The sequence below is a fragment of the Streptomyces sp. 891-h genome, assembly GCF_022760275.1.
Taxonomy (GTDB): domain Bacteria; phylum Actinomycetota; class Actinomycetes; order Streptomycetales; family Streptomycetaceae; genus Streptomyces; species Streptomyces spirodelae.
The window spans coordinates 3,388,839-3,414,690 of the sequence record NZ_CP050693.1; the positions used below are offsets into that span (position 1 = coordinate 3,388,839).

General features: G+C 71.4%; 24 protein-coding genes, 1 tRNA gene and 1 other RNA gene. 9 read left to right on the forward strand and 17 right to left on the reverse strand.

Going from position 1 to position 25,852, the window contains the following annotated elements; all coding sequences use genetic code 11:
• Window positions 1–20 precede the first annotated feature (20 nt).
• Genes HC362_RS14585 through HC362_RS14595 form a run of 3 tightly spaced genes read right to left on the reverse strand, consistent with a single transcriptional unit; the run spans window position 21 to window position 1,313 of the window.
• Window positions 21–215 carry a DUF397 domain-containing protein gene (locus HC362_RS14585; protein ID WP_243084349.1) on the reverse strand — a complete coding sequence of 65 codons (195 nt, stop codon included), beginning with the start codon at window positions 213–215 and terminating at the stop codon, window positions 21–23.
• Window positions 208–423, reverse strand: coding sequence for a DUF397 domain-containing protein (locus HC362_RS14590; protein ID WP_243084350.1), 216 nt, complete (start codon window positions 421–423; stop codon window positions 208–210). Before HC362_RS14590 ends, HC362_RS14585 begins: the two co-directional genes overlap by 8 nt.
• Before the next feature lie 5 nt (window positions 424–428).
• Complete coding sequence (locus tag HC362_RS14595; RefSeq protein WP_243084351.1) at window positions 429–1,313, reverse strand: helix-turn-helix transcriptional regulator; 885 nt, start codon at window positions 1,311–1,313, stop codon at window positions 429–431.
• 377 nt (window positions 1,314–1,690) lie between these two features.
• On the opposite strand from HC362_RS14595, the gene HC362_RS14600 reads away from it, so the two are divergent.
• Entirely contained in the window at window positions 1,691–2,083 is a 393-nt protein-coding gene (locus HC362_RS14600; protein ID WP_243084353.1) for a hypothetical protein, read from the forward strand.
• A gap of 7 nt (window positions 2,084–2,090) precedes the next feature.
• Here HC362_RS14600 and HC362_RS14605 read toward each other — a convergent pair whose 3' ends face one another.
• Window positions 2,091–3,983 carry a serine/threonine-protein kinase gene (locus HC362_RS14605; RefSeq protein WP_243084354.1) on the reverse strand — a complete coding sequence of 631 codons (1,893 nt, stop codon included), beginning with the start codon at window positions 3,981–3,983 and terminating at the stop codon, window positions 2,091–2,093.
• A gap of 183 nt (window positions 3,984–4,166) precedes the next feature.
• On the opposite strand from HC362_RS14605, the gene HC362_RS14610 reads away from it, so the two are divergent.
• The gene (locus HC362_RS14610) at window positions 4,167–5,381 is read left to right on the forward strand and encodes a cytochrome P450 (protein ID WP_243084355.1); all 1,215 of its coding nucleotides are present in this window, start codon (window positions 4,167–4,169) and stop codon (window positions 5,379–5,381) included.
• 111 nt (window positions 5,382–5,492) lie between these two features.
• On the opposite strand, the gene HC362_RS14615 is transcribed toward HC362_RS14610, so the two are convergent.
• Together HC362_RS14615 and HC362_RS14620 are read right to left on the reverse strand one after the other, a co-directional pair.
• Window positions 5,493–6,188, reverse strand: a complete 696-nt coding sequence (locus HC362_RS14615) for an LPXTG cell wall anchor domain-containing protein (protein WP_243084357.1) — start codon at window positions 6,186–6,188, stop codon at window positions 5,493–5,495.
• 143 nt (window positions 6,189–6,331) lie between these two features.
• Window positions 6,332–7,078 (reverse strand): cobalt-precorrin-6A reductase, encoded by a 747-nt coding sequence (locus tag HC362_RS14620; RefSeq protein ID WP_243084359.1) that lies wholly within the window; start codon window positions 7,076–7,078, stop codon window positions 6,332–6,334.
• A gap of 30 nt (window positions 7,079–7,108) precedes the next feature.
• Between HC362_RS14620 and HC362_RS14625 the strand changes: the two genes are divergently transcribed.
• Window positions 7,109–8,260, forward strand: a complete 1,152-nt coding sequence (locus HC362_RS14625; RefSeq protein ID WP_243084360.1) for a cobalt-precorrin-5B (C(1))-methyltransferase — start codon at window positions 7,109–7,111, stop codon at window positions 8,258–8,260.
• Here HC362_RS14625 and cobM read toward each other — a convergent pair.
• Both cobM and cbiE read right to left on the reverse strand, forming a co-directional pair.
• Window positions 8,257–9,063: a precorrin-4 C(11)-methyltransferase gene (gene cobM, locus HC362_RS14630; protein WP_243084362.1), complete on the reverse strand. Its 807-nt coding sequence runs from the start codon at window positions 9,061–9,063 to the stop codon at window positions 8,257–8,259. The genes HC362_RS14625 and cobM overlap by 4 nt on opposite strands.
• Window positions 9,060–10,331 carry a precorrin-6y C5,15-methyltransferase (decarboxylating) subunit CbiE gene (gene cbiE, locus HC362_RS14635; protein ID WP_243084364.1) on the reverse strand — a complete coding sequence of 424 codons (1,272 nt, stop codon included), beginning with the start codon at window positions 10,329–10,331 and terminating at the stop codon, window positions 9,060–9,062. The genes cobM and cbiE overlap by 4 nt, the downstream gene beginning before the upstream one ends.
• A 104-nt stretch (window positions 10,332–10,435) precedes the next feature.
• On the opposite strand from cbiE, the gene HC362_RS14640 reads away from it, so the two are divergent.
• Window positions 10,436–12,298: a prolyl oligopeptidase family serine peptidase gene (locus tag HC362_RS14640; protein ID WP_243084366.1), complete on the forward strand. Its 1,863-nt coding sequence runs from the start codon at window positions 10,436–10,438 to the stop codon at window positions 12,296–12,298.
• On the opposite strand, the gene HC362_RS14645 is transcribed toward HC362_RS14640, so the two are convergent.
• The 4 genes from HC362_RS14645 to HC362_RS14660 all read right to left on the reverse strand — a co-directional run bounded on the left by HC362_RS14645 (window position 12,201) and on the right by HC362_RS14660 (window position 16,710).
• Window positions 12,201–13,076, reverse strand: a complete 876-nt coding sequence (locus HC362_RS14645) for an SURF1 family protein (protein WP_243084367.1) — start codon at window positions 13,074–13,076, stop codon at window positions 12,201–12,203. The two genes, HC362_RS14640 and HC362_RS14645, sit on opposite strands and share 98 nt — an antisense overlap.
• Window positions 13,077–13,149: 73 nt before the next feature.
• Entirely contained in the window at window positions 13,150–14,460 is a 1,311-nt protein-coding gene (locus tag HC362_RS14650) for a hypothetical protein (RefSeq protein ID WP_243084368.1), read from the reverse strand.
• Window positions 14,457–15,032, reverse strand: a complete 576-nt coding sequence (locus HC362_RS14655; RefSeq protein WP_243084369.1) for a SigE family RNA polymerase sigma factor — start codon at window positions 15,030–15,032, stop codon at window positions 14,457–14,459. The genes HC362_RS14650 and HC362_RS14655 overlap by 4 nt, the downstream gene beginning before the upstream one ends.
• A 397-nt stretch (window positions 15,033–15,429) precedes the next feature.
• Window positions 15,430–16,710, reverse strand: coding sequence for an aspartate kinase (locus HC362_RS14660; protein WP_243084371.1), 1,281 nt, complete (start codon window positions 16,708–16,710; stop codon window positions 15,430–15,432).
• Between the two features lie 232 nt (window positions 16,711–16,942).
• On the opposite strand from HC362_RS14660, the gene HC362_RS14665 reads away from it, so the two are divergent.
• Entirely contained in the window at window positions 16,943–17,701 is a 759-nt protein-coding gene (locus tag HC362_RS14665) for a VWA domain-containing protein (RefSeq protein ID WP_243084372.1), read from the forward strand.
• A gap of 8 nt (window positions 17,702–17,709) precedes the next feature.
• Here the strand turns inward: HC362_RS14665 and HC362_RS14670 are convergent, their stop codons facing one another.
• The 5 genes from HC362_RS14670 to ffs all read right to left on the reverse strand — a co-directional run bounded on the left by HC362_RS14670 (window position 17,710) and on the right by ffs (window position 22,631).
• The gene (locus tag HC362_RS14670; protein ID WP_209266260.1) at window positions 17,710–18,372 is read right to left on the reverse strand and encodes a DUF5063 domain-containing protein; all 663 of its coding nucleotides are present in this window, start codon (window positions 18,370–18,372) and stop codon (window positions 17,710–17,712) included.
• Window positions 18,373–18,488: 116 nt separating this feature from the next.
• Entirely contained in the window at window positions 18,489–19,088 is a 600-nt protein-coding gene (gene recR, locus HC362_RS14675) for a recombination mediator RecR (RefSeq protein ID WP_209266261.1), read from the reverse strand.
• 433 nt (window positions 19,089–19,521) lie between these two features.
• Entirely contained in the window at window positions 19,522–19,857 is a 336-nt protein-coding gene (locus tag HC362_RS14680) for a YbaB/EbfC family nucleoid-associated protein (protein WP_243084374.1), read from the reverse strand.
• A 128-nt stretch (window positions 19,858–19,985) separates the two neighbouring features.
• The gene (locus HC362_RS14685; RefSeq protein WP_243084376.1) at window positions 19,986–22,466 is read right to left on the reverse strand and encodes a DNA polymerase III subunit gamma and tau; all 2,481 of its coding nucleotides are present in this window, start codon (window positions 22,464–22,466) and stop codon (window positions 19,986–19,988) included.
• 68 nt (window positions 22,467–22,534) lie between these two features.
• Window positions 22,535–22,631, reverse strand: an RNA gene (gene ffs / locus HC362_RS14690) — signal recognition particle sRNA small type.
• A gap of 108 nt (window positions 22,632–22,739) precedes the next feature.
• Here ffs and HC362_RS14695 point away from each other — a divergent pair.
• The 4 genes from HC362_RS14695 (at window position 22,740) to HC362_RS14710 (ending at window position 25,702) form a co-directional block, all read left to right on the forward strand.
• A tRNA-Ser gene (locus tag HC362_RS14695) sits at window positions 22,740–22,824 on the forward strand.
• A 294-nt stretch (window positions 22,825–23,118) separates the two neighbouring features.
• A complete protein-coding gene (locus tag HC362_RS14700; RefSeq protein WP_243084378.1) occupies window positions 23,119–24,285 on the forward strand; it encodes an acyltransferase family protein in 1,167 nt (388 codons plus the stop codon).
• A gap of 167 nt (window positions 24,286–24,452) precedes the next feature.
• Window positions 24,453–25,028, forward strand: a complete 576-nt coding sequence (locus HC362_RS14705; protein ID WP_243084379.1) for a TerD family protein — start codon at window positions 24,453–24,455, stop codon at window positions 25,026–25,028.
• Between the two features lie 92 nt (window positions 25,029–25,120).
• Entirely contained in the window at window positions 25,121–25,702 is a 582-nt protein-coding gene (locus tag HC362_RS14710) for a TerD family protein (RefSeq protein WP_243084380.1), read from the forward strand.
• Window positions 25,703–25,852 lie beyond the last annotated feature (150 nt).

Consider the following 25,852-nt stretch of genomic DNA (forward strand, 5'->3'; position numbering starts at 1 on the left):
ATCCAATCAGCCGCCTTCTCCTATCCGAGAGTCCTGCGCTTCAGCCCTCCGACAAACGCGGACCAGGCTGCCGCCCGGACGACGAACACGGGGCCGTCGGGCTGCCGCTTGGAGTCGCGGATCGCCATGAGGCCGTTGCCGAGGCGGGCACCCTCAACGCAGGCGCCGCCCTGGTCATTGCTGTAGCTCGACTTGAACCAGTCGGCGTCAGCCATCGAGGGCCCCGCCCCTCACCGACTCCACGAAGGCAGACCACGCCTCGGCCCCGAAGACGAACGCGGGGCCGTCGGGTTGTTTGGAGTCGCGCACGGCCATCACACCACCGCCGAGACGGGCCCCCTCAACGCACTCTCCGCCCTGGTTGTCGCTGTAACTCGACTTGAACCAGGCAGCGTCACGCGGGACGTTGGCCATGCTCTTCATGGGTATCAATGCTCCTTGATTGCTTCCTTGATGAGATTCAGAGACTCGTGCGGGCCCGGGGACAACGCTTGAAGATCGGTGAACGCTTCGGCGTACCGTTCAACATCTCCTTCCCGGCGATAGACCCACGCCCCGGCGAGGTTCTCCAGGTAGACGATGCGCTGCGGTGCGGCGCGGTCGGAGAACTGCAGGACGACGAAGGGACCGCTCATTGCAGGATGAAGCCCGAGCCTGAAGGGCACCACCTGCACGCGCACGTTTGGCCGAGCTGTGACCACATCGACGATGTGGCTGAGCTGGTCGCGCATCACTCGTGTCCCGCCTACGGCACGCCGCAGCACGGCCTCGTTGATGATGGCTGTCAGTTTGAGCGGCGACTCCTCGCGCAGCACCGCTTCCTGACGAGTCATTCGCACCGTCACCAGGCTGTCGAGTTCTTCGGCTCCCAGCCCCGGCTGTCCGTACTCGTAGATCGCACGGACGTACGCCTCAGTCTGCAACAGGCCCGGCACGAACTCCGATGCGTAGTTCTGAAAGGTGTGAGCTGTTGCCTCCAGTCCCAGGTACGCCTTGAAACCTGGCCGGATCACCGGCCGATACTCCGGCGACTGCCACCAGTCCCGCCGCGTCTTGGTCACCGCCGCATACCCCTGCAAGAGGGCCCGCTTCTCCTTCGAGGCCCCATAAATCTCGCAGAGAGCTATCACGTCCGACGGCTCCACCGACGCGTTGTCGCCCGTCTCCAGACGGGTCAGCTTGGACGAGCTCCACAGGAGCTTCCGGACGACTTGGCGCCCGTTCAACCCCGCGGCTTGCCGCAACTGCCGCAGCTCGCTGCCGAGCTGCAAGCGGCACAGGGCGGGCGTTGCCGACTCGATGTCTGTGATCATCCGCGCGCTTCCTTCCTCCGCCAGCGCGTGAAACGTTCTGCGAATTTGCAGAACATTGCGGTGAAGCGTGAACACCGCCTCCGAGCAGCAGGAATTGGCACGGAAAGTTGTCCGCGCAAACTCCTCAACTCCGTTCCAACGGTAGCCGGGACGGTGCCATTCTGTAGGCGCTTTCTCACAGAGCGCTCACAGAGGAGCGCCGAGCGGACGCGAACGGAAAGGAAAAGGGTTCCGTGACGAGTTACCGATCTGCGGCATGCGGCCTCGGCAGGCACGCGGAGTGCCGTCATGCCACGCCGAGGCAGGCGCCCCCGGGTGTCCCGGTGACGTATGAGGCGTGCGGTTGTGTCTGCCACCGAGGGCTGGAGGCAATCCGTATGTGGATCTACGACCGGGAGCAGACGCCGATGCCGGCGCCGGGGCTTCGACTGCTGCCGTGGACAACGGAGTCCGGCAAACCCTGCTACCTCAGCGGCGACCTGGACTCCACCGTCTCCTGCTACGCCGACGAACTGGAAGAGGCCCAGCTGGCGGACGGCGACCGGGCGTTGAAGCGCTTCCTCTTCGTCTACGGCGACGAGGAGAAGAGGCGCGCCGACGACGAGGCGACGCGGGCCGCCGAGGAGACCGCCGTCGCCCTCAGCAACGTACTCCGCGTCGCCGACAGCAGGGGCGCCCGGCTGCCGGACAACTCCGGCGAGGCCGAGATCACCTGCGTCCCGAAGTCCCGCGGCCGAGAGAACCACGACCCAGGGCCGACGGACCGGTGAACTCCTCCTACCCGGACCGTCGTGCGCGCGCAGCGGCGACGATCCGGAAGGCGACGCTACCGCCGAAGGCCGCGCCGACGGCTGTGAAGAGTCCGACCGTGGTGGAGTCGCCGATGGTGAGACCCATCCACCCGTGGTAACCGCAGACGGCGCCCAGGCCCGCGGTGAACGCGGTGGCGACCACGAGGGCGGCCACGACGCCGCAGCCCTGTTCGCTGGAGTGGGCCACGCCGCCCCTCTTGGACATGGCACTGGCGACGGCCAGCGGCGCGAGACCCACCAGCGCGCCGACCCAGGCGCCGCCCTCTTCGAGCTGGCCCAGGGAGATCACACCGACGTCCAGTCCGCCGTCGTCCCCGAGCCAGCCGAGGAGAAAGCCGCTCACACTCAGCGCCACGAGGACGAGAAAGCCGGTGCGCGCGGACCGCAGACCGGCGACGATCCACGCCACGACACCGGCCAGCCCACCGAGCCAGGCACCGGCCACCGCGCCCAGATAACTGGGGTGAAGCAGCCCGGCGGGGATGTCGGGGGCGTCCATCTCCAGCAGGCCGGCGTGGAAGGACTCCTGGGACATGGTGGCGAGATCGCCGCTGTTGGCCTTGGTGGCGGCGATCAGGCCCGCGAGTACGCCGAGTACGACGAAGGCGGTGTCCCGCGACCGTCCGAGCGCGCGGCGGGCCCTCGGTCCTGAGACGGCAGCCGTCAGGCGGGCCCGCAGGGGAGGGCGGCCCCGCAGGGAAGGGCGGTCGGGCGGATTCGGGTCCACGGTGGTGGCCGAAGGGTCGTCCGTCCCGCGGGAGGCCCCGCGTCCGCGCGCCGCCCCCGCGCCCGCCCCCGCACCTCCCGGCGATGCGCTCCGTACCGTCCGGGCGGCCTCGCGGCTGAAGTCACGTACCCAGCCGAACACCCGCCGGGCCCACGCCGCGCCACCCTCCGTACGGGGCGGTACGACGACGGTGGGCTCCTCGGAGTCGGGAGGGACGTGCCGTTCGTCCGCCGCCATACGGAACCGGAGCACATCGTCCCGCTGGGCCGCGATCAGCTGATGCACCTCGCGCGGCCAGACCTGCTCGGGCCGCGCGGCCTGTGAGAGCAGATTGTGGGCCCGCTCGCGGAGCTGGGCCGGTTTCGGCCGGTCGGCCGGCTCCTTGGCGAGGCACGGCTGGATGAATCCGCGCAACCGGTCCGGGACCCGGCCGAGGTCGGGTTCGGTGTGCACGACGTTGTACATCATCTGCGGGGCCGAGGTCCCGCTGAACGGGCCCTCACCCGTGCACGCCATGACCAGTGTGGCGCCCAGCGAGAACACATCGCTGGCCGACGTCAGGGTGCGGCCGTTGGGCTCGACCTGCTCCGGCGACATGAAGCCGGGGGCGCCGACCACCCAGCCGGTGTGCGTGACCCAGGTGCCGTCGTCGCTGTCGGTGGCCCGCGCGATGCCGAAGTCGATGACCTTGGCGTGCCGCTCCGCGAGCAGCACGTTGGAGGGCTTCAGATCGCGGTGCACCAGTCCGGCCCTGTGGACGTCGAGCAGTGCAGAGGCGAGGTCGGCGGCCAGCCACAGCACCGCCTCCTCGGGCAGCCCGCCGACGGCCTCCACCGCCGTGTGCAGCGAAGGTCCCGCCACGAAGTCCGAGGCCAGCCATGGCACCGGCTCGTCCGCGCCGTCGTCGACCACGGCCGCCGTGTAGTCGCCGGACACCCTGCGGGAGGCCGCCACCTCGCGGGTGAACCGGGCGCGGAAACCGTCGTCCTCCACGAACTGCGCGCGTACGCGCTTGAGCGCGACCAGCCGGCCGCCGGGCGTATCGCCCAGCAGCACCCGCCCCATGCCGCCGCTGCCGAGTTCGGCGAGCATCCTGTACGGCCCGACCCTGCGCGGGTCGGAGGTCTCCAACGGTCGCACCCGCCACCCCCTCCGGCTGCTGAGCGGAGCGATGATATCCGAACTGCCCTGGCAGGGACGCGAGTTGGAGCCGCGCTCCATATCGGCATTGTCAGAACCCTACAAACCACGCAGGGCACAGATGGTCCAGGGCAGCCGTCCTCAGATGTCGGCCGCCCGGCAAAGATGGAGCGTATGCCCGCTGTCCTGGACCCGGCCGATCCGGCTTTCGCCCGTGACCCCTACCCCTACTACGCTCGACTCCGCACAAAAGGGGCCGTCACGCGGGTGGCTCTCGCCAACGGGACGCACGCCTGGCTCGTCACCGGCTACGAGGCCGCCCGCGCCGCGCTGGCCGATCCCCGCTTCTCCAACGTGCCGCTCCCCGCCTCCGGACGGCCGCGCCCCGACTCCCCGGCCCGGCGCGCGCAGGCGTGTCTGGCCCGGCACATGCTCAACCAGGACGCGCCCGACCACCGACGGCTGCGCCGCCTGGTCACCGGGGCTTTCGCGCCACGCCGCGTCGACGCGCTGCGCCCGCGTATCGAGGAGCTGGCGGACGGGCTGGTGGCCCGGGTCACCCGGCAGCTGGCGGACGGCAAGACCGCCGACCTGGTGGACGCGTTCGCGTTCCCGCTGCCGGTGCTGGTGATCGCCGACCTGCTGGGCGTCCCGGAGGCCGACCGCACCCAGCTGCGCGAGTGGACCTACCGGGTGGGCTCCCCCGCCGACGCGCTGCCGCCCGGCGCCGTCGAGGAGGCGTGGCGGGAGCTGTACGCGTACTTCACGGAGCTGATCGCCGCCAAGCGGCGCCGCCCCGGCGACGATCTGTTCAGCGCTCTGGTGCCCGGTCTCGACGAGGGCGAACTGGTCGCCATGGCGTTCCTGCTGCTGTTCGCCGGATACGAGACGACGATGAACCTGCTCGCCTCCGCCACGCTGCTGCTGCTCACCCACCCCGGCCAGCGGGCCGCCGCTCGCGACGGCGGCCCGCGGTACTGGGCGGCTGTGACGGAGGAGACGCTCCGCTTCGACAGCCCGCTGGAGGGGGCGACATGGCGGCGCACCACGCAGCAGGTGGAGCTGGCCGGGACAGTGCTGCCGGACCAGGCGGCGGTACTGGTCGTGCTGGCCGCCGCCAACCGGGACCCGGAGCACTTTGCCGAGCCCGACAGCTTCCGGCCCGACCGCTATCTGGCGGAGGGCCGGCGCCCTGCCCCGCATCTGGGCTTCGGCCACGGGCCGCACATCTGCCCCGGGGCGCGGCTGGCCCGGCTCGAGGCGGCCGTCGCCCTCCCCCGCCTGTTCGCCGCGCTGCCCGATGCGGTGGGCCTCGCAGCCCCCGCGGACTCCCTCCCTTACCGCCCGGGTCTCCTGGTCCGCGGCCCGCGCCACCTGCCGGTCCGCTGAGGGGTTGCCCTCTCACGGGTGCGCCCCGTCAGGGGCGCGGGGAACTGCGCGAGGAACCACAATTCAGCCGCAGCCCGCAACGAACGGACAGGGCCCCTCATCGGAAGGCGGTCAGCTCCGGCGGCGGCGCCGCACCAGCAGCGTGCCGCCGGCACCCAGCAGCAGCGCCGCGGCCGCGGAGACGACGGCCACCGAGGTGCCCGTCTCGGCGAGATCACCCTCGCCACCGTTCGGCGACGGGGCCGGGGACGGGTCCTGGTCCGAGCCGGCAGGGGTGGAAGCCGAGGGCGAGGCCGAAGTCGACGCCGCTGGCTTCGAAGGCTCCGCGGAGGGCTTCTCACTGGGCTTGTCGCTCGGCGAACCGCTCGGCGTACCACTCGGGTCGCCGCCCGGCTCCTTGTCGCCCTCACAATCGGTCCAGAAAACCTTGTGCTTGGCGCGGCCGTGTTCGCCGTCGAAGTTCCAGATCAGCTTGTAGTGACCGTTCGGCAGGGTCAGGTCCGCGCTGCGGCCGTGGCCTTCGCCGTCGAGGTCCAAGGAGTCGCTCTTGGCCACGGTGCCCTTCGTTCCGGTGGGCGGCATCTCGACGATCCGCCAGTCCACCTGCTGCCGGCCGTCGAAGCCGAACGCGTCGAGGTAGAAGGTGCAGACGTGGGGCTGGTTCTTGCGGAGCATCTCGCCGGTCTTGGCGTCGTGGATCTTCACGGTGCCGTTGTCACCGGGCGGGGTGGCCTGCGCCACCGGAGCAACGAGCAGCGAAACCGCCACTCCCGCCACCACCGTGCAAGCCGAAGAGAAGGTGCGCATGGGCATACCAACTTCTTGAGAGAGCCGAGCGGGGGGTGGGTCGCTCAGCGTCGTCCGGTCACCGTTCCCGGTCAAGCCGGATATGGGACCAGCAGTCCGATTTCCTACCGCAACGCACCTTTGATGACGTATAACAATCCGGCCTAGCGGCGACGGACCGCCTCCGCCGCCTCCTCCGGGCTCGTCACCACCCGGACCCCGGCCGGGACCGGTGGACGGCGTACGACCACGACGGGCAACCCCGCCTCCCGCGCCGCCGCCAGCTTGGGCGCGGTGGCCTCGCCGCCGCTGTCCTTCGTGACCAGGACGTCGATACGGTGGCCGCGCAGCAGCGCGCGTTCACCCTCCAGCGTGAACGGCCCCCGGTCCAGGAGGAGTTCCATACGCGCTGGGGTCGGTGTGCCGGGCTCCGGCGGGTCGACGGAGCGGGCCAGGAACCACAGGTCGTCGCTCCCCGGGCCCGCGAAGGTGCTCAGCCCCAGCCGCCCTGTCGTCAGGAAGACGCGCCGCCCCAGCCGGGGCAGCAGCCGCGCGGCCTCGCCCAGCGAATCCGCGATGTGCCAATTGTCGCCCGCACTCGGCACCCACCCGGGACGGCGGAGAGCGAGCAGGGGAACATGGGCACTGGCCGCGGCCTCCGCGGCGTGGAAACTGATCGTCTCGGCGAAGGGATGGGTGGCGTCGATGAGTACGTCCACACGGTGTGCACGGAGCCATTCCGTCAGCCCCTGGACGCCTCCGAAGCCGCCGATCCGCACCTCGCCCGCGGGCAGCCGGGGGCTGGCGACCCGCCCGGCCAGCGAGCTGGTGACCCGCACGGCGGGGTCGGCGTACAGCAGCTCCGCCAGGCGGCGGCCCTCCGTCGTACCGCCGAGAATCAGCACGTGCACAGCGTTCGGTTCCCTTCATGAGTGACGCGCATGAGTGACGCGGCGGGAGGCGGCGAGGCCCAGGGCGGGCGCGAGGCCCAGGGCGGGCGGGACGCCCAACTCAAGCACACCGGGCTGCGGCCCGGCTGGACGACCGGCGCCTGTGCGACGGCGGCGACGACCGCCGCCTACACCGCGCTGCTGACCGGCGACTTCCCCGACCCGGTGACGATCACCCTGCCCAAGGGGCAGACCCCCGCCTTCGCGCTCGCCTACGAGGAGTCGCGGCCCGGGTACGCCACCGCCGCCGTGGTCAAGGACGCCGGTGACGACCCCGATGTCACGCACGGCGCCCTCGTACGCGCCACCGTGCGCGCCCTCGCGCCGGGCGCGGGCGTCGTCTTCCGCGCCGGGCCCGGCGTGGGCACCGTCACCCGCCCCGGACTCCCTCTCGACGTGGGCGAGCCCGCCGTCAACCCCGTACCGCGCCAGATGATGCGCGAGCACATCGCGCGCGTCGCGGAGGAGCACGGCGGCAGCGGCGATGTGGAGATCACCCTGTCGGTCGACAACGGCGAGGAGATCGCCCGCTCCACGTGGAACCCCCGGCTCGGCATCCTCGGAGGGCTGTCCATCCTCGGGACGACCGGGATCGTCGTCCCCTACTCGTGCTCCGCGTGGATCGACTCGATCCGACGCGGAGTGGACGTGGCCCGCGCGGCGGGGCGCACCCATGTGGCCGGGTGCACCGGGTCGACCTCGGAGCGGACGGTCGTCGCCGAGTACGGGCTGCCGGAGGACGCGCTGCTGGACATGGGGGACTTCGCGGGCGCCGTGCTCAAGTATGTACGCCGACACCCTGTTGAGCGGCTCACCCTGTGCGGGGGGTTCGCCAAGCTGTCGAAGCTGGCGGCCGGGCACATGGATCTGCACTCGAAGCGCTCGCAGGTCGACAAGGGGTTCCTCGCCGAGCTGGCCGTTGCGGGAGGGGCGGACCAAGTGCTGGCGGCGCGCGTTGCTGAGGCCAACACGGGCCTTGCGGCCCTGCAATTGTGTGCCGCCGCAGGTGTGCCGCTCGGCGATCTCGTTGCCGCTGCCGCGCGCGATGAAGCCCTCACGGTGCTGCGGGGGGCGCCCGTCGCCGTTGATGTCCTCTGCATCGACCGCGCGGGCGCCGTTGTGGGCCGCAGCAGGGTGCGCTAGGCACCATGGGGCTGCGCTTGCCCACCCTGCGCCCCTGGCGCAGACTGCCCAAGCTTCGCAGGGCACCGGTCGCGCTCCGCCGAGTACAAATGGCTGTCCGGGAAGTGCGAAGCCGCAAGCGTGCGGCCCACCAGGATGACGGCGGTCTTGCTGATGCCGGCGGCCCGCACCTGCTCCGCGATGTCGGCCAACGTCCCCCGAAGAACAACCTCCTCCGGTCGGCTGGCGAAGGCGACAACCGCCGCAGGGCAGTCGGCGCCATAGTGCGGGACGAGTTCGGCCACCAACTCATCGACGTACCGCACCGCCAGGTGCAGCACCAGCAGCGCGCCGCTGCGCCCCAGCGTGGCGAGGTCCTCGCCCTCCGGCATCGGCGTCGCCTGCCGGGCGATGCGCGTCAGCACGACGGTCTGCCCCACGGTCGGCACCGTCAACTCCCGCTTCAGCGCGGCGGCGGCAGCCGCGAAGGCCGGCACGCCCGGTACCACCTCGTACGGCACCCCCGCCGCGTCCAGCCGCCGCATCTGCTCGGCGACGGCGCTGAAGACGGACGGGTCTCCGGAGTGCAGCCGCGCCACGTCCAGCCCCTCGCCGTCCGCGCGCACCAGCTCGTCCGTGATGGCGTCCAGATCGAGCTGGGCCGTATCGACCAGGCGCGCCCCGGGCGGGCACTCGGCGAGCAGTTCGCGGGGCACCAGGCTGCCCGCGTACAGGCACACCTGGCAGGCGGCGAGCGTACGGGCGCCCCGCACCGTGATCAGGTCGGCGGCACCGGGCCCGGCACCGATGAAATAGACCGTCATACGTCCCCTCCCACTTCCGGGCCGGCGCCCTTGCGCACCGCCCATTGCGTCACCGGCATCGCCTGACGCCAGCCCGTGAAGCCGCCCACCGGCACCCCGTGCGCCACCGAGAGCCGCACCAACTCGCCTCCGTACCGCCGGTACCACTCGACCAACAGCGCCTCCGACTCCAGGGTGACGGTGTTGGCCACCAGCCGGCCGCCCACCGGCAGCGCCGCCCAGCAGACGTCCAGCAGTCCGGGCGCGGTCAGGCCGCCGCCGATGAACACGGCGTCGGGCGTGGGCAGTCCCGCGAGCGCATCCGGCGCCCTGCCCGTGACGACGCGGAGCGAGGGCACCCCCAGCCGGTCCGCGTTGCGGGCGATGCGCGCGGCCCGCCCGGGGTCGCGCTCCACGGTGAGCGCCCGGCAGGCAGGGTGCGTACGCAGCCACTCCACCGCGATCGAACCGGCGCCGCCGCCCACGTCCCACAGCAGTTCACCGGGCGCTGGCGCCAGCGCGGCGAGCGTCGCGGCGCGTACGTACCGCTTGGTGAGCTGCCCGTCGTGTTCGTAGGCGGCGTCCGGCAGGCCCGGCACGGCGCCGAGCCGCAACCGGTCAGGTGCCGCCGCGCATTCCACCGCGACGATGTTGAGCGGGTCGCCCGCCGGATGCGCCCAGTCGCCGGCCGTCCCCTCGAAGGAGCGCTCGGCCGCGCCACCGAGCTGTTCCAGCACCCGCATCCGGCTCGGCCCGAAACCGTGTTCCCGCAGCAGCGCCGCGACCTCGCCTGCGGTGCCGGGCCCGGCGCTGAGGATCAGCAGCCGCCGCCCGGGGTGCAGCGTGGCAGCGAGCCGGGCGAGCGGCCGGCCGACGGCGCTGACGACCTCGCACTCCTCCAGCGCCCAGCCCAGCCGGGCGCACGCGTGGCTGACCGACGAGGGGTGCGGCAGCACCCGGAGGGAGAGGTGCGGGAGCGCTTCGGTCAGTGTGCGGCCGATGCCGTAGAAGTACGGGTCGCCGCTGGCCAGGACCGCGATCCGGCGCCCGGCGTGCTCGGCGAACAGCCCGGGGACGGCGGGCCGCAGCGGGGACGGCCAGGCCACCCGCTCCCCCGCGCACTCCAGGGGCGGCAGCAGGTCGAGCTGGCGGCGGCCCCCGATGAGCACCTCGGCCGCGCGCAGCGCCTCACGCGCCGGCTCGGTGAGGCCGGGCCAGCCGTCGGCCCCGACGCCGACGACGGTCACCGGCGCCGCCGCCTGGGACGGGTCGGCGGCGGAGGGGGACATCACGGACACCTCACGGCACGCGCTGGCTCTCGAACACGGACGCTCGAACTGTACTGTTCACGACCCCGCGCCCCGACCACCGGTCCCGGTCCACAATGGGGCGCATGGATCAGAACGCACTGCCCGACCACGCCATGCCCGACTGGGAGAAGCGGTTCCGGGCGCCGCGCGTCTCACTGCCCGAGTGGGCCGAGGACGCACCCGCCCGGTCGCTGTTCGTATCGAACGCGACGGGCACGTTCGAGCTGTACGCCTGGGACCGTACGACCGGCGAACAGCGACAGGTGACCGACCGTCCCAATGGGACGACGGACGGCACCCTCTCGCCCGACGGCGAGTGGATCTGGTGGTTCTCCGACACCGACGGCGACGAGTTCGGCACCTGGATGCGCCAGCCCTTCGGGGGCGGCCCCGACACGGTCGCCGTCGAGGGCCTGGACCCCGCCTACCCGGCGGGGCTGGCGATCGGCCGGGACGGCACCGTCGTCGTCGGCCGCTCCACCGACGAGGACGGCTCCACCATCCATGTACTGCGCCCCGTCTCCGGAGCGCCCAAACCGCCCGTGGAGATCTACCGGCACAGCGAGTCGGCCGGTGTGGGCGATCTCTCACACGACGGCACGCTGCTGGTGATCGAACACACCGAGCACGGTGACGCCATGCACTCGGCGCTGCGCGTGGTGCGTCCCGACGGCTCCACCGTCGCCGAGCTGGACGACAGCGAGGGCGGCACCAAGGAGCTGGGCCTGACCGTGCTGGGCTTCGCACCCGTCGACGGCGACCCTCGGCTGCTCGTCGGCCACCAGCGGCGCGGCCGGTGGGAGCCGATGGTCTGGGACCCGGTCGCCGGCACCACAACCGAGCTGGACCTGGACCTGCCGGGTGACGTCGCCGCCGAGTGGTATCCGGACGCCTCAGCGCTGCTGATCGCGCACAGCCACCAGGCCCGCGACGAGCTGTTCCGCTACGACCTGGCCGACGGCAAGCGGACCCGTATCGAGACGCCCCCCGGGTCCGTCATGGGCGCCACGGCCCGGCCCGACGGCACGGTCGAGTACCTGTGGTCGTCGGCCGCCGAACCGCCGCAGGTCCGATCCACCTCCGGCTCGGCCGTGCTCGACCCTCCCGGGATGAAGGCCCCGCGCTCCGTGCCGGTCGAGGACACCTGGGTCGAGGGGCCCGGCGGCGCCGTGCACGCGCTGGTGCAGAAGCCGGCCGGGGACGGGCCCTTCCCGACCGTCTTCGAGGTGCACGGCGGCCCCACCCACCACGACAGCGACTCCTTCGCCGCGCAGCCCGCCGCCTGGGTCGACCACGGCTTCGCCGTCGTACGGGTCAACTACCGGGGCTCCACCGGATACGGCCGCGCCTGGACCGACGCGCTCAAGCACCGCGTCGGCCTGATCGAACTGGAGGACATCGACGCCGTCCGCGCCTGGGCCGTCGACTCCGGCCTGGCCGACCCCGACCGACTGGTGCTGGCCGGCGGCTCCTGGGGCGGCTACCTCACCCTCCTCGGCCTGGGCACCCAGCCGGAGGCGTGGGCGCTCGGGCTGGCCGCCGTCCCGGTCGCGGACTACGTCACCGCCTACCACGACGAGATGGAGGCGCTGAAGTCGATGGACCGCACGCTGCTGGGCGGCACCCCCGAAGAGGTGCCCGAGCGCTTCGCGGCGTCCTCGCCGTTGACGTACGTCGACAAGGTACGCGCCCCCGTCTACATCTCAGCCGGCGTCAACGACCCGCGCTGCCCGATCCGGCAGGTGGAGAACTACGTCGACAAGCTGGCGGAGCGCGGCCACCCGCACGAGGTGTACCGCTACGACGCGGGCCACGGCTCGCTCGTCGTGGAGGAGCGGATCAAGCAGGTCAGGCTGGAGATCGATTTCGCGCTGCGGCATCTTCCGACGACGGACCGGGAGGGCGGGCATCCGCTTCCGGACCGTCCGGCCGGTCCCCGGGGATGAGGCCCAGCGCCGCGTCCTTGGCCAGCTCCGCCTCCCGGCGGAAGAAGCGGAACCACATGAAGACCACGAACCCGGCGAACACGAACCACTGTGCCGTGTAGCCCAGGTTCTGGAACGCCTTCATATCGAGGCCGGTGTTGTCGGGCGCGACCGGCGGCACCGGCCTCAGCGGCCGCTCGGTCCGCTGCTCGGTGATCCAGGCCTCCTCGACGTCGTACGGGACGACGTTGACGAGCGTGGCCGCACTGACGTAGCCGAGCTGCCCGTCGGGCAGGCCGCCCGAGGCGCCCTCGCCGGCGTCGCTGTGCGACTCCGGCGCCTGGAGCACGCCCCGCACCGTGACCTTCCCCTTCGGCGCCGCCGGTACCCGCTCCGGGTCCGGCTCGCCCGGCAGCCAACCGCGTACGACGGGAAGGGCCTTGCCGCCGTTCGTCTGGCCGCCGTTCGTCTGGCCGGTGCGCAACAGGGACAGCACATAGAACCCGCGCTTCCCCTTGACCGTGCGGTCCGGGACGAGGAGCGGGTGCGCCGTATCGAACCGGCCCGTCACCTCGGCCGTGCGGCCCACCGTGTCCTGGGTGACCGGCAGCAGCTTCTCCAGCGGCCGCGCCGCGCCGTGCGCGCCGGTGCCCGACTGCTCCTGCTGCTCCTGGTGCCGGTCCACCCGGTCGTCGAACCGGCTGAGCTGCCAGCTGCCCATCAGCACGCAGACCGGAATCGCCAACACGGCGAAGATGTTGATCCCCCACCATCGCGGGGTCAGCAGAAACCGGTACACGCCACCACAGTACGACCACGCGGTGCCGGCCCCGCCAAGGGGCACCCCCTCGCCGCCGACGGGCGCCCCTTCGTCAGCCCTGCGGGATGACTCCCGTGCGGTAGACGGTGCCGCTCCCGCAGGCGACCGGGACGCGGGTGTCGGCTGCCGGAGCGCCGCCCTCCGGGGTGTGCGAGACCACGACCTGGGGGTCGCCGCCACCGGGGTCACCGCTGCCGCCGTCGCTCTCGCCGGGCGTCCCGGTGCCGCCGCCCGAGCCGTCGCTGCCACCGGCGTCCCCGGACCCGTCATCGGGACCGGCTCCCGTGGAACCCGAGGTGTCGCCCTCGTACCTGCCGCCCTGCGGCGTGGGCGAGCTGCAGCTTCCGCTGGGCACGAAGGCGAACTTCACCACATACGACTGGCCCGGCCGCAGCACCAGCTCGTCCCGCGCCGCCGCCGGGTCACCGAGGCCGGGTGCCGGGTCGCCCGGCGTGTGGTCGACGACCACCACCTGGCCGGAGCCGCCGCCCTCCACGGAGGCGCCGACGACGCCCTCGCCCTGGACCGTGCAGGCGTCACCGGAGACGTTCGCCACCCGGAAGCTGCCGTAGACGGTGCCGTTGCTGTCGGGCACTCCCGACTGCGCCGAGCCGCCACCGAGCTGCTCGCTGCCGCAGGTGGGTGCGCTGGCGCTGAGGCTCTGGTTGGGATCGACGCTGTCCCCCGGGCCGCCGGACGGCGAGGGCCGGGCGTCCGAGCCGCCCTTGCCGCCCTTGTCCTTGCCCTTCTCCTTGCCGCCGTTGTGCTCGCCCTCGTCCTTGCCGCCGTTCCCGCCCGAGCCCGCGTCGGGCCCGCGCGTCTGGCCGTGGGTGCTGGCCGCGCTCAACGGGTGGTCGTCGCCGCCGACGCCGGGCACGCCGCCGTAGAAGAGCGCGGGCACTCCGACGACCGCGACGAGCGCCGCTGCCACCCCGCCGACCAGGGCCTGACGGCGGTGCGCGCGCCGGGCCGGCACCGCGCGGCGCAGATGGTCGAGCGTGCGGTCGAGGCTGTCGGCGGGCGGCTCGATGCCGCGGACGCTGTTGTGCAGCAGTCCGCGCAGGACCTCCTCCTCGGAGCTGAGCTCGGACTCGTCGAAGAGGTCCAGCGACATCTCACCGGGCGCCGCTTCCCGGGCGGCGTCCTTCTCCCCGGAGGCGGCTGCCGCCTCGTCGTCCACCGCGGGGCGCTCCTGGGCCTCGGCGGCCTCGGCGGCCTCGGCGCCCTCCTCCGGCCGGTCCTTCCCGCCCTTCCCGTCGTGCCCGTCCTTCCCGTCGTGCCCGTCCGTCCCGTCCGTCCCAGCACGCGGCGTGTGCTGCTCACGCGGCTCCTCGCCGCCGGGGAGACCCAGTCCCTCACTCATGACGCCGTCTCCATGGCGGTGCGCAGCGCTGCAATACCGCGCGACCCGTACGCCTTCACGGAGCCGAGGGAGAGCCCGAGCACCTCGGCCACCTGAGCCTCGGTCATGTCCGCGAAGTACCGCAGCACCAGCACTTCGCGCTGGCGCCGCTGCAAGCCGCGCATCGCCTGTATCAACTGATCCCGTTCGAGCTGCTCGTAGGCCCCCTCCTCCGCGCTCGCCATGTCGGGCATCGGCTTGGAGAGCAGCTTGAGCCCGAGAATGCGGCGGCGCAGTGCGGAGCGGGACAGATTCACGACCGTCTGCCTGAGGTAGGCGAGGGTCTTCTCGGGATCGCGGACGCGCTTGCGCGCCGAGTGGACGCGGATGAACGCCTCCTGGACGACGTCCTCGCACGAGGCGGTGTCGTCGAGCAGGAGCGCCGCGAGCCCGAGCAGGGACTTGTAGTGGGCGCGGTAGGTCTCGGTCAGATGGTCGACTGTGGTGCCATGTGCCATCGCCTCGTCAGCGTCCCCATGCTGGGTGAGCGGACGCGAGGGGCGCGGGGCCGGCCACGGCGCGATCACAGGCATGCCTCCGGCCGCAGGCAGCCCTCCCACACCGGGGCCAGGGCGACCAGGGGCCGTTGCGATTCCGAGTACCTCTGCCACGCCTGTTTGACACGTTTCCCCCCGTCAGGGTTGTACGCGACAGGCACTGTGCGCGAAAACACACCACATGCCGTCATACACACATCTCTCAGTCTTCGTGAACGTCCCCGTGTCGCCCAGACCGTCGGCCGCGCTCCCCCTGCGCGTCAGGCCCTGGAGGCACAAAGACGCTCCCCGCCTGCCTGCCGGTTGCAGGGGCGGGGAGCGCCATTGTCCGTCAGCGAGTGCCACGGTGGCCAGAGGGGGTCGGCGCCCCGAAGGGTCACGGAAAGAGGCAGGCCCTACCCGGCCGACCCGGCCGACGCGGCCGACCCGGCGATCAGCGCCCCGTGCCGCCGTAGACGACAGCTTCGTCCGACTCGCTGTCCAGGCCGAAAGCCGAGTGGACCGCGCGCACCGCGTCGCCCACGGCCTCCTCGCGGGTGACGACCGAGATCCGGATCTCCGAGGTGGAGATCAGCTCGATGTTGACCCCGGCGTTCGACAGCGCCTCGAAGAAGGTGGCGGTCACGCCCGGGTTGGTCTTCATCCCCGCGCCGACGAGAGAGATCTTCGCGATCTGGTCGTCGTAGCGCAGCGAGTCGAAGCCGACGGTGCCCTGCACCTTCTCCAGCGCCGAGATGGCCTTCTTGCCCTCGGTCTTGGGCAGCGTGAAGGAGATGTCGGTCAGGCCCGTGGAGGCGGCGGAGACGTTCTGGACCACCATGTCGAGGTTGATCTCGGCCTCCGCGACGGCGCGGAAGAGGGCCGCGGCCTCGCCCGGCTTGTCCGGCACCCCGACGACCGTGACCTTGGCCTCGGACGTGTCGTGTGCCACACCCGAGATGATCGCCTGCTCCATCGACTCTTCCCCTTGCCCGTCCGGCTGCTCGTTCGTGACCCACGTACCCTTCAGGCCGGAGAAGGAAGACCGCACGTGGATCGGGATGTTGTAGCGGCGCGCGTATTCGACGCAGCGGTGCAGCAGCACCTTGGAGCCGGACGATGCCAGCTCCAGCATGTCCTCGAAGGAGATCCGGTCGATCTTCCGCGCCTTCTTCACCACCCGCGGGTCCGCGGTGAAGACACCGTCGACGTCGGTGTAGATCTCGCAGACCTCGGCGCCCAGCGCCGCGGCCAGCGCCACCGCCGTGGTGTCCGAACCGCCCCGGCCCAGGGTGGTGATGTCCTTGCTGTCCTGGGAGACGCCCTGGAAGCCGGCGACGATCGCGATATTGCCCTCGTCGACCGAGTCCTGGATCCGCCCCGGGGTCACATCGATGATCCGCGCCTTGTTGTGCGCGGAGTCGGTGATCAGACCCGCCTGGCTGCCGGTGAACGACTGCGCCTCATGGCCGAGGGATTTGATCGCCATCGCCAGCAGGGCCATGGAGATCCGCTCTCCGGCGGTCAGCAGCATGTCGAACTCGCGGCCGGAGGCGACCGGAGACACCTCTGAGGCAAGATCGATCAGCTCGTCCGTCGTGTCACCCATCGCCGAAACCACGACGACAACCTGGTTGCCGTTCTTCTTGGCTTCGACGATCCGCTTGGCAACGCGCTTGATGCCCTCGGCATCGGCAACGGAGGAGCCGCCGTACTTCTGCACGACAAGGCCCACGTGTGCTCGCTCCTCGAATCATTTCCCGGGACCCCGGCGCTCCGTGCGACGCTGCCCGGAAGGATGGGATCCACTGGTCGGCTCAGTCTAACGACCGGACGGAACCCGGTCCCGTCCGCGGAAGCCCCTGCCCACCAGGGCCGAAATGACACGGAAACGTGACTCTGTTCACGATGCGAGCAAAGCTGTGATCGGCGTCACTCCACGGCGCGGGATTCCGTACTCTGCCGGAATGGCCATCGACTACGTGAAACGGACGGCTGGACGGGGTCCCGCCGTCGATCTGCAGAAGGTCGCCTCCCGGGCACCCGGACTGGTCGACCTCTACAAGACCGCCCGCCACTCCCTGGAGAACGCCGGGCTGGGTGACCAGCGCGCCGCCGTCTATCTGGTCCTGGACCGCTCGGGAAGCATGCGCCGCTACTACAAGGACGGCACGGTCCAGCACCTCGCCGAGCAGACACTCGGGCTCTCCGCCAACCTCGACGACGACGGCACCGTCCCCGTCGTCTTCTTCTCCACCGAGGTGGACGGCATAGCCGAGGTCGGCCTGGACGCCTACGAGAACCGCATCGGCGCGCTGCACGAGAGCCTCGGACACATGGGCAGGACCAACTACCACCTGGCCATGCAGGCAGTCATCGACCACTACACCGCCTCCGGCGCCACCGACCCCGGCCTGGTGATCTTCCAGACGGACGGCGGCCCCTCGTCCCGTACCGCGGCCGAACACGTACTGTGCACAGCCGCGCGGCTGCCGCTGTTCTGGCAGTTCGTCGGCTTCGGCGACCCGGACAGCAAACAGTTCGACTTCCTGCGCAGGCTCGACGAACTCCCCGCCCCGGACCGGCGCCCGGTGGACAACGCCGGCTTCTTCCCCGCGGGCCCCTCGCCCCGCAGCCTCTCCGACGACGCCCTCTACCGGAACCTGATGAGCGAGTTCCCCTCCTGGCTGTCCGACGCGCGCCGAGCGGGCATCCTGCGCGACTGAGGGCGGCCTCAGGCGTTCTTGAGCCCCAGTGGTTCGGCGATCTCGGCGGCCATCACGGCGCCCGCCTCCGCCTCCAGGGAGCCGTCCTCCTCGGCCGCGTTGCTGTCGGTGTCCAGGCCGTCGAGCTCGTCGAGCGGCTTGTCCAGCCGGACGTGCGCCACCAGCGACTGGAGTGCACGCAGCGCGGCCGAGGCGGTCGGGCCCCAGTTGGAGAGGTAGGAGAACTGCCACCACCACAGCGCTTCGCTCACCCGGCCCGCGCGGTAGTGGGCCATACCGTGCCGCAGGTCGGTCAGCACGTCCGAGAGATCGTCGGAGATCCGGCACGCGACGGGCGCCGAGCGCGGCACGTACGGGTCGAAGACCTCCGAGTAGACGTCGACCGGGTCCAGCAGCGCGGCGAGCCGCTCGCGCAGCTCGTCCACGTCGGGCTCGGGACCGACATCAGGTTCGTACCGCTCGTCCGGGACGATGTCCTCGTGGGCGCCCAGCCGGCCGCCCGCGAGGAGGAGCTGCGAGACCTCCAGCAGGAGGTAGGGAACGGCGCTGTCCGGGTCGTCGCCCTTGGCGACCTCGGTGACCGAGACGATGAAGCTCTCGATCTGGTCGCTGATCTGGACGGCGAAGTCGTCGGGGTTGTTCTTGATGGAGTTCAGCGTCGCGTCAGACATCGGCCAACCTCTCCCCTGTGGGCTCCTGCGGCCCTGTGGGCTCCTGCTCCCCTGTGGGCTCCTGCGGCCCTCGGCTCGCACAGGCTCGCACGGGCTCGTGCGTCACGGATACGGGCTCACACATCGAGAAGCCGCCTTCCCTCGAAGGCCCGCCCCAGAGTGACCTCGTCCGCGTACTCCAGGTCTCCCCCGACGGGAAGTCCGCTCGCCAGCCGCGTCACCTTCAGCCCCATCGCGGAGACCATCCGCGCGAGATACGTGGCCGTTGCCTCACCCTCGAGGTTGGGGTCCGTGGCGAGGATCAGCTCGGTGACCGTCCCGTCGGCGAGACGGGAGAGCAGCTCCCTTATCCGCAGATCGTCGGGGCCGACGCCCTCGATGGGGCTGATCGCCCCGCCCAGCACGTGGTACCGGCCCCGGAACTCGCGGGTCCGTTCGATCGCCACGACATCCTTGGGCTCCTCGACCACACAGATGATCGAAGGGTCACGGCGCGGATCGAGACAGACCCGGCACTGCTCCTCCTGGGCGACGTTGCCGCACACCGCACAGAATCTGACCTTCTCCTTGACCTCGGTCAGCGCGCTGGCGAGCCGGCGTACGTCGGCGGGCTCGGCCTGCAGGATGTGGAAAGCGATCCGCTGCGCGCTCTTGGGACCGACGCCGGGCAGCCTGCCCAACTCGTCGATGAGGTCCTGGACCACGCCTTCGTACACGGATGGCTCCCGCCTGCTTCTCTGTTCGTCCTCTGAGTACGTTAGTGGCCCGTTGGGGCCACCACTAGCCGCCGACCAGCCCTTGCCCACCGCACCGGGAGGCCGGACGGTCTCCCCCGGGCTGCGGCGCTCGCGGGCTGCTGCGGCCTGGGGCCTGCGGGCTCGGGGCCTGCGGGTCGCGGGCCTGCCCCGGTACCGAGGGGCGAGGGGCGTGGTGGCGCAGCCGCGCCCAGGGGGCGGGCGCCGTACGCCATGCGCCGGCCGCTGGGCGGCGTGCGCCGGGCGTGGGCCCGTCGTACGCCCGGTTACGGCACCCGGTTACGGCGCCCGGTTGTGCGCCGGGCCGTGGGGCCGGAAGCGCGGGCGGCCGGGGCCGCCCGCTGCCCGGGCGGCCGCCCTGGAGAGCGGCCGCCGCGTCGGAGCGACCGCCCTGTCAGAGCGACAGGCCGGGCATGCCGCCCATGCCCTGCGCGAGCGGGCCCAGCTTCTCCTGCTGGAGCGAGGCGGCCGCGCTGTTCGCGTCGCGGACCGCCGCGAGCACCATGTCGGCGAGGGTCTCGGTGTCCTCCGGGTCCACCGCCTTCGGGTCGATGACCAGCCCCTGGAGCTCACCGGAACCATTGACGGTCGCCTTCACCAGGCCGCCGCCCGCCGTGCCCTCGACGGAAGCCTCGGCCAGCTCCTGCTGCGCCGTCGCCAGATCCTGCTGCATCTTCTGCGCCTGCTGCAGCAACTGCTGCATGTCAGGCTGCCCACCACCGGGAATCACGATTGCTCCTGGCTCACTAGACGCCTCTTCACCGCCCCGAGCCTACGTGCTCAGCCCTTGGCGGGCTGCCCCTCCTCACCCTCCGTCCGGCACTTCCGCTCCAGCGGGCGGGAGACGGCGGGCGACCATCAGTCGTGCTGGAACTCCTCGATCACGGTCGCACCGAGCTCCCGGACGATGAGGTCGTGGCCGGAGAGAGCCGATTCGTCGAGGTCGGGGTCGTCCTCGGCGGGCATGTCGTCCTCCGGCCCGCCGAAGCTCGACGGCTGAGAGGACGGGCGGGAGGCTTCTGGTCCCGGGGGCTGCGCGGGCACCGACGACCGGGAGGGAGCCGCCGAGGGATCGGCGGCGCGCCCCGTCCCACCGGGTGCACCGGGCGCACCCGACGAACCGGGTCCGGAGGCGGGCGCCTCCGGCGCGGCTGCGGGCGCCGACCACTGCTGCGGCGGCGTCTGTGCGGGAGCGGGCGCCGTCATCGCGCTCCGCGCGCCTGCCGCACCGCCTCCTACGCCGCCTCCCGCGGCACCGGCACCGGACCCTGCCCCGGACCCCGCGCCGTACCCGGAGCCCGGCCCGCTAGGGCCCCCGGCACCACCGCCCTGGCCGCCGCCACCGCCCCCGCCCCCGCCGCCACCGGACGGATCGACGATGGCCTCGACCTGCCACTGCACTCCCAGCGCGTCTCCGAGCGCCTGCCGCAGCACCTCGTCGCTGCCGCCGTTGGCGAAGCTGTCGCGCGCGCCCGCGTTGGGGAAGGCGATCTGGAGCGTCTTGCCGTCGAAGCCGACGATCTGCGCGTTCTGGCTGAGCAGAATCCAGGTGAAGCGCCGCCTGTTCTTGACGGCCTCCAGAATCTGCGGCCACATCTGCCGCACCTGCGCGGGATCGCCGCCGCCGGCGGGAGCACCGGCCGGGGGTGCCCCGTTCGCGGGAGGGGCGCCCGGAGCGGACGGTGCCGGAGCGGACGGTGCCGAGGCGGCGGGTGCGGGGCCGGTCGGCGAGGGGCCGGTGGACGCCGCAGGAGCGGACGCGGGCGTGGCGGGGCCGCCACCGCTCGCCGGACCGGCCGTGGCAGGCCAGGCCCCGGGCCGCCGCCCGGAGTCCCCCGAACCTGCACCGCCGGGCCCAGTGCCACCCGGCCAGGCGCCGGGCCGTCGCCCGGACTCAGCGTCGGGAACGGCGGACGGAGCCGAAGCAGGCGGTACGGGCGCCTGCGCGTTGCCTCGCGCCGGCCCGGCTGAGGGCTCGGCGATGGGCTCGGCACCGCCCTCGGACGGCACCCCCGCAGGCACGGCACCGACGCCACCCCCGGGACCGCCACCGCCCGGGCCACCAAGCGCACCGTCACCGGCCCCAGGGGCGGGGGCAGCCCCAAGCCCAGGCCCGGCCCCAGGAGCGGGCCCAGGTGCAGCGGCGGGAACCGCCCCGCCCCCGCCCAACGCGGCCCCCGCGACGCCCCGCTCCAAGCGGTCCAGCCGGGCCTGCACGGAGCGCTCGTCCCCGTACGTGGCGGGCAGCAGTACGCGGGCGCAGATCAGCTCGAGCTGCAATCTGGGGGCGGTGGCCCCCCGCATCTCCGTCAACCCGGTATTGACGATGTCGGCGGCGCGGCTCAGCTCGGCGGCTCCGAAGACCGAAGCCTGGGCCCGCATCCGCTCGACCACATCTCCCGGCGCGTCGATCAGCGTCTTCTCTACGGCGTCCGGCACGGCGGCGAGGATCACCAGATCCCGCAGCCGTTCCAGCAGGTCGGTGACGAACCGGCGGGGATCGTGTCCGCCCTCGATGACGCGGTCGACGATCTCGAAGGCCCGCGCCCCGTCCCCCGCGGCGAACGCGTCGACGATGTCGTCCAGCAGAGCGCTGTCGGTGTAGCCGAGCAGCGAGGTCGCCATGGCATAAGTCACACCGTCCTCACCGGCCCCGGCGAGCAACTGGTCCATCACCGACATCGAGTCCCGTACCGAGCCGGCGCCGGCCCGTACGGCCAGCGGCAGGACCGTGTCCTCGACCGGGATCTGCTCCCGCTCGCACACCTCGGCCAGGTAGTCACGCAACGTACCCGGCGGTACGAGGCGGAACGGGTAGTGGTGCGTACGCGACCGGATGGTCCCGATGACCTTCTCGGGCTCCGTCGTCGCGAAGATGAACTTCAGGTGCTCGGGCGGCTCCTCGACGACCTTCAGCAGCGCGTTGAACCCGGCCGGGGTCACCATGTGCGCCTCGTCGACGATATAGATCTTGTACCGGCTCGAGGCGGGCCCGAAGAACGCCTTCTCCCGCAGCTCCCGGGCGTCGTCCACACCGCCGTGCGAGGCGGCGTCGATCTCGATCACGTCGATCGAACCGGGCCCGTTCCGCGCGAGATCACGGCACGACTGGCACTCCCCGCAGGGCGCGGGGGTGGGCCCCTGCTCGCAGTTGAGGCACCGGGCCAGAATGCGCGCGCTGGTCGTCTTCCCACAGCCGCGCGGGCCACTGAAGAGGTACGCGTGGTTGACCCGGTTGTTGCGCAGCGCCTGCTGGAGCGGGTCGGTCACATGCTGTTGCCCGATGACCTCGGCGAAGGTCTCGGGGCGATAGCGGCGATACAGGGCGAGGGACGACACACCCCCGACGATATAGGCCGCCACCGACAAGCGGCCCACCCCCGAAGCGGCCCACTCCCGGGGGCCCACGCAAACGCCCCCCACGCACCCGCCAGAGCCGACCTACCCTTGCTGCCTTCCGGCCCTGGGGGAGTTCAGTCAGTTAGCGCCACGTGAGGGGCTGTCGCCAGCCTACCCGATCCCCCGCCCCCCGTTCGACCTCCACCCCGGCCCCCCATCCGCCCCCGGATACGAGTTCGCGAGCACTCCCCAAGGTCTTGTACAGTTTGCGGCGGAGGATTCGCCTAGTGGCCTAGGGCGCACGCTTGGAAAGCGTGTTGGGGGCAACCCCTCACGAGTTCGAATCTCGTATCCTCCGCCCAGCCTCACCGGGCTGAACAAGGGCCCCGACCGCTCAGCGGCCGGGGCCCTTGTCGTTGGCTGGTCTCAGTTCTGGTCTCAGTTGCGCCCACAAGATCCACCTCGGCGGAGCAGGCGTCGCCAGATGCTCCGCGATGGGCGGAGGCAGCGGCACAGGGCCCGGACAGGTCCCGGTGGAGCAACCGCAGTCGCAGCCGAGCGGAAGCGCGAAGGCACAGGCCTATCCGCCGAATCCCGCCTGGTGCCCGCTCGCGTATGTTCTTACACAGGGTTGACCGCTATCGTGCTCTTAATGTTGCAGGCTGGTTATACGCGAGCGCCGCTGCCCTCCGCCCGCCCGGTATCCCCCGCACCGCTGGCGGAGAGGCCGTCAGCGCCACCTGCACCCGAGAAGGCCGCCCGGCCGCCCGGCCGACGCGATCCGTTCCTCGACAACGCGAAGTACCTCACCATCGTGCTGGTCGGGGTCGGGCACCTGTGGGCACCCATGCAGGGCGACAGCCGCACCGTCAGCGCCCTGTACGCCACGCTCTACGCCTTCCACATGCCCGCCTTCATCATCATCTCCGGCTATCTCTCCCGGAGTTACGAGGGCACCCCGCGCCAGATCAAGCGGCTCGTCACGGGCGTCCTTGTGCCGTATCTGGCGTTCCAGACGGTCTACACGCTGTTCATGCGGTGGCTCGACGACCCGCACCGGGAGTTCCACTATCAGGAGCCGGGGTTCGCGCTCTGGTTCCTCGTCGCTCTGTTCGTGTGGCGACTGACCACGCCGGTGTGGAAGAACCTGCGCTGGCCGATGCCTGTAGCTCTGGCAATCGCCGTCGGTGCGAGTGTCACGCCGAGCATCAGCAACGACCTGGACCTGATGCGCATCGCGCAGTTCCTGCCCTTCTTCGTGCTGGGGCTGCAACTGCGACCGGAGCACTTCGAACTCGTGCAGCGTCGTGCGGCTCGCTGGCTCGCGGTGCCGGTGGTGGCCTGTGCGCTGCTGCTGGCCTATTGGGCGGTGCCCCGGATGTCTTCCGACTGGTTCCTGCGGGAGAAGTCCGCGGCGGAGATGGGGGTCCCTGCCTGGGTCGACGCGACGATGGTGCTGGCCGTCTTCGGCTGCGGCCTGGTGCTGACCGCGTGCTTCCTGGCCTGGGTTCCCCGCCGGCACATGTGGTTCACCACCCTGGGCGCGGGCACCCTGTACGCCTACCTGCTGCATGTGTATCCGATCAAGCTCTCCCGCGAGCTGGACTGGTACAGCCTGGACTGGGTGGACCACCCGGCGAGCCGCGTCGCCCTGACAGTGCTCGTCGCAGCGATGATGACGCTCCTGTGCACGTCTCCCGTACGCAAGCTGTTCCGGCCCCTGATGGAACCGGCCATGCCCTGGTTCTTCCGGGACGGCCAGCAGGCAGGAGGCGCGGCTCACGGGAAGCGGCCGAAGCGGAACCTCTCGGAGCGCTGATCGGCTCGCTTTGCCGCCCACGGCATGCCGACGACTGAACTGCCACCCGCTCGTCAGAACGTGGTTGCCCGATCACCCGGACATCTCTTTCTACAGTGCTGTAGTTTTTTCGTCAGGGCTTCACACCGAGGTCCTCGGGTCCGCCAACGGCACGGAAGGAGAAGAACGTGGGAGTTTCCCTGGCCAAGGGTGGCAACGTCTCGCTCAGCAAGGAGGCACCGGGGCTGAGCGCGGTTCTGGTCGGCCTGGGCTGGGACGTGCGGACCACCACCGGCACCGACTACGACCTCGACGCCTCGGCCCTGCTGTGCGACGAGGCGGGCAAGGTCGTCTCCGACCAGCACTTCGTCTTCTACAACAACCTCAAGAGCCCGGACGGTTCCGTCGAGCACACCGGCGACAACCTCACCGGCGAGGGAGAGGGTGACGACGAAGTCATCAAGGTGAACCTGGCCGCTGTTCCCGCCGAGGTCTCCAAGATTGTCTTTCCGGTCTCCATCCACGATGCCGAGGCCCGCTCACAGAACTTCGGGCAGGTACGGGGCGCCTTCATCAGGGTCGTCAACCAGGCGGACAACCAGGAGATCGCCCGCTACGACCTGACCGAGGACGCCGCAACGGAGACGGCGATGGTCTTCGGTGAGCTGTACCGGCACGGCGCCGAGTGGAAGTTCCGTGCCGTCGGCCAGGGATACGCCTCTGGGCTGGCCGGGATCGCGGCCGACTTCGGCGTCAACGTCTGAGACCGGCGCCCAGGATCGCTGCTCCGCATCCGTGTGTCGGGGCGCATCCCTGATCCGTTCGACCCACTGCCACTAGAACCGAGGACCCTGAGATGTCCGTGAACCTGTCCAAAGGCCAGCAGATCAGTCTGACCAAGTCCGGCGGTGGCTCGCTCACCAACGTGCGGATGGGGCTGGGCTGGCAGGCCGCACCGCGCAAGGGATTCCTTGCCAAGCTCGCCGGAGCCCGCGAAATCGATCTCGACGCGTCCGCCGTACTGTTCGCGGCCGGTGAGCCAGTGGACGTCGTGTTCTTCCAGCATCTGGTCAGCGACGACGGCTCGGTCCAGCACAGCGGTGACAACCTGGTCGGCGGCACCGGGCTGGGCGACGACGAGTCCATCGGCGTGGCACTTGAACGTGTTCCGTCCCGCGTGGACCAGATCATCTTCACGGTGAACTCCTTCACCGGTCAGACCTTCGAGGAAGTACAGAACGCCTACTGCCGCCTCATCGACGAGAGCTCCGGCCAGGAGCTCGCGCGCTACACCCTCACAGGAGGCGGGCCGCACACGGCGCAGATCATGGCCAAGGTCTATCGGTCGGGTGGAGGATGGCAGATGGCCGCCATCGGCGAGCCGGCACAAGGACGTACCTTCCAGGACCTGATGCCCGCCATCGCCCGTCACCTGTGACGTCCGGAGCGGTAGTCAGCCGCGGCCTACCGCGTTTGAGCCGCCCGGGAACCCGGTGTCCGACACGGTCGTTCCCCGGACATCCCTTTCCGCAGAGGAGCCAGCCCGTTGTCCGGCACACCGACGGACCGTCCGGGACACAGATCCCGG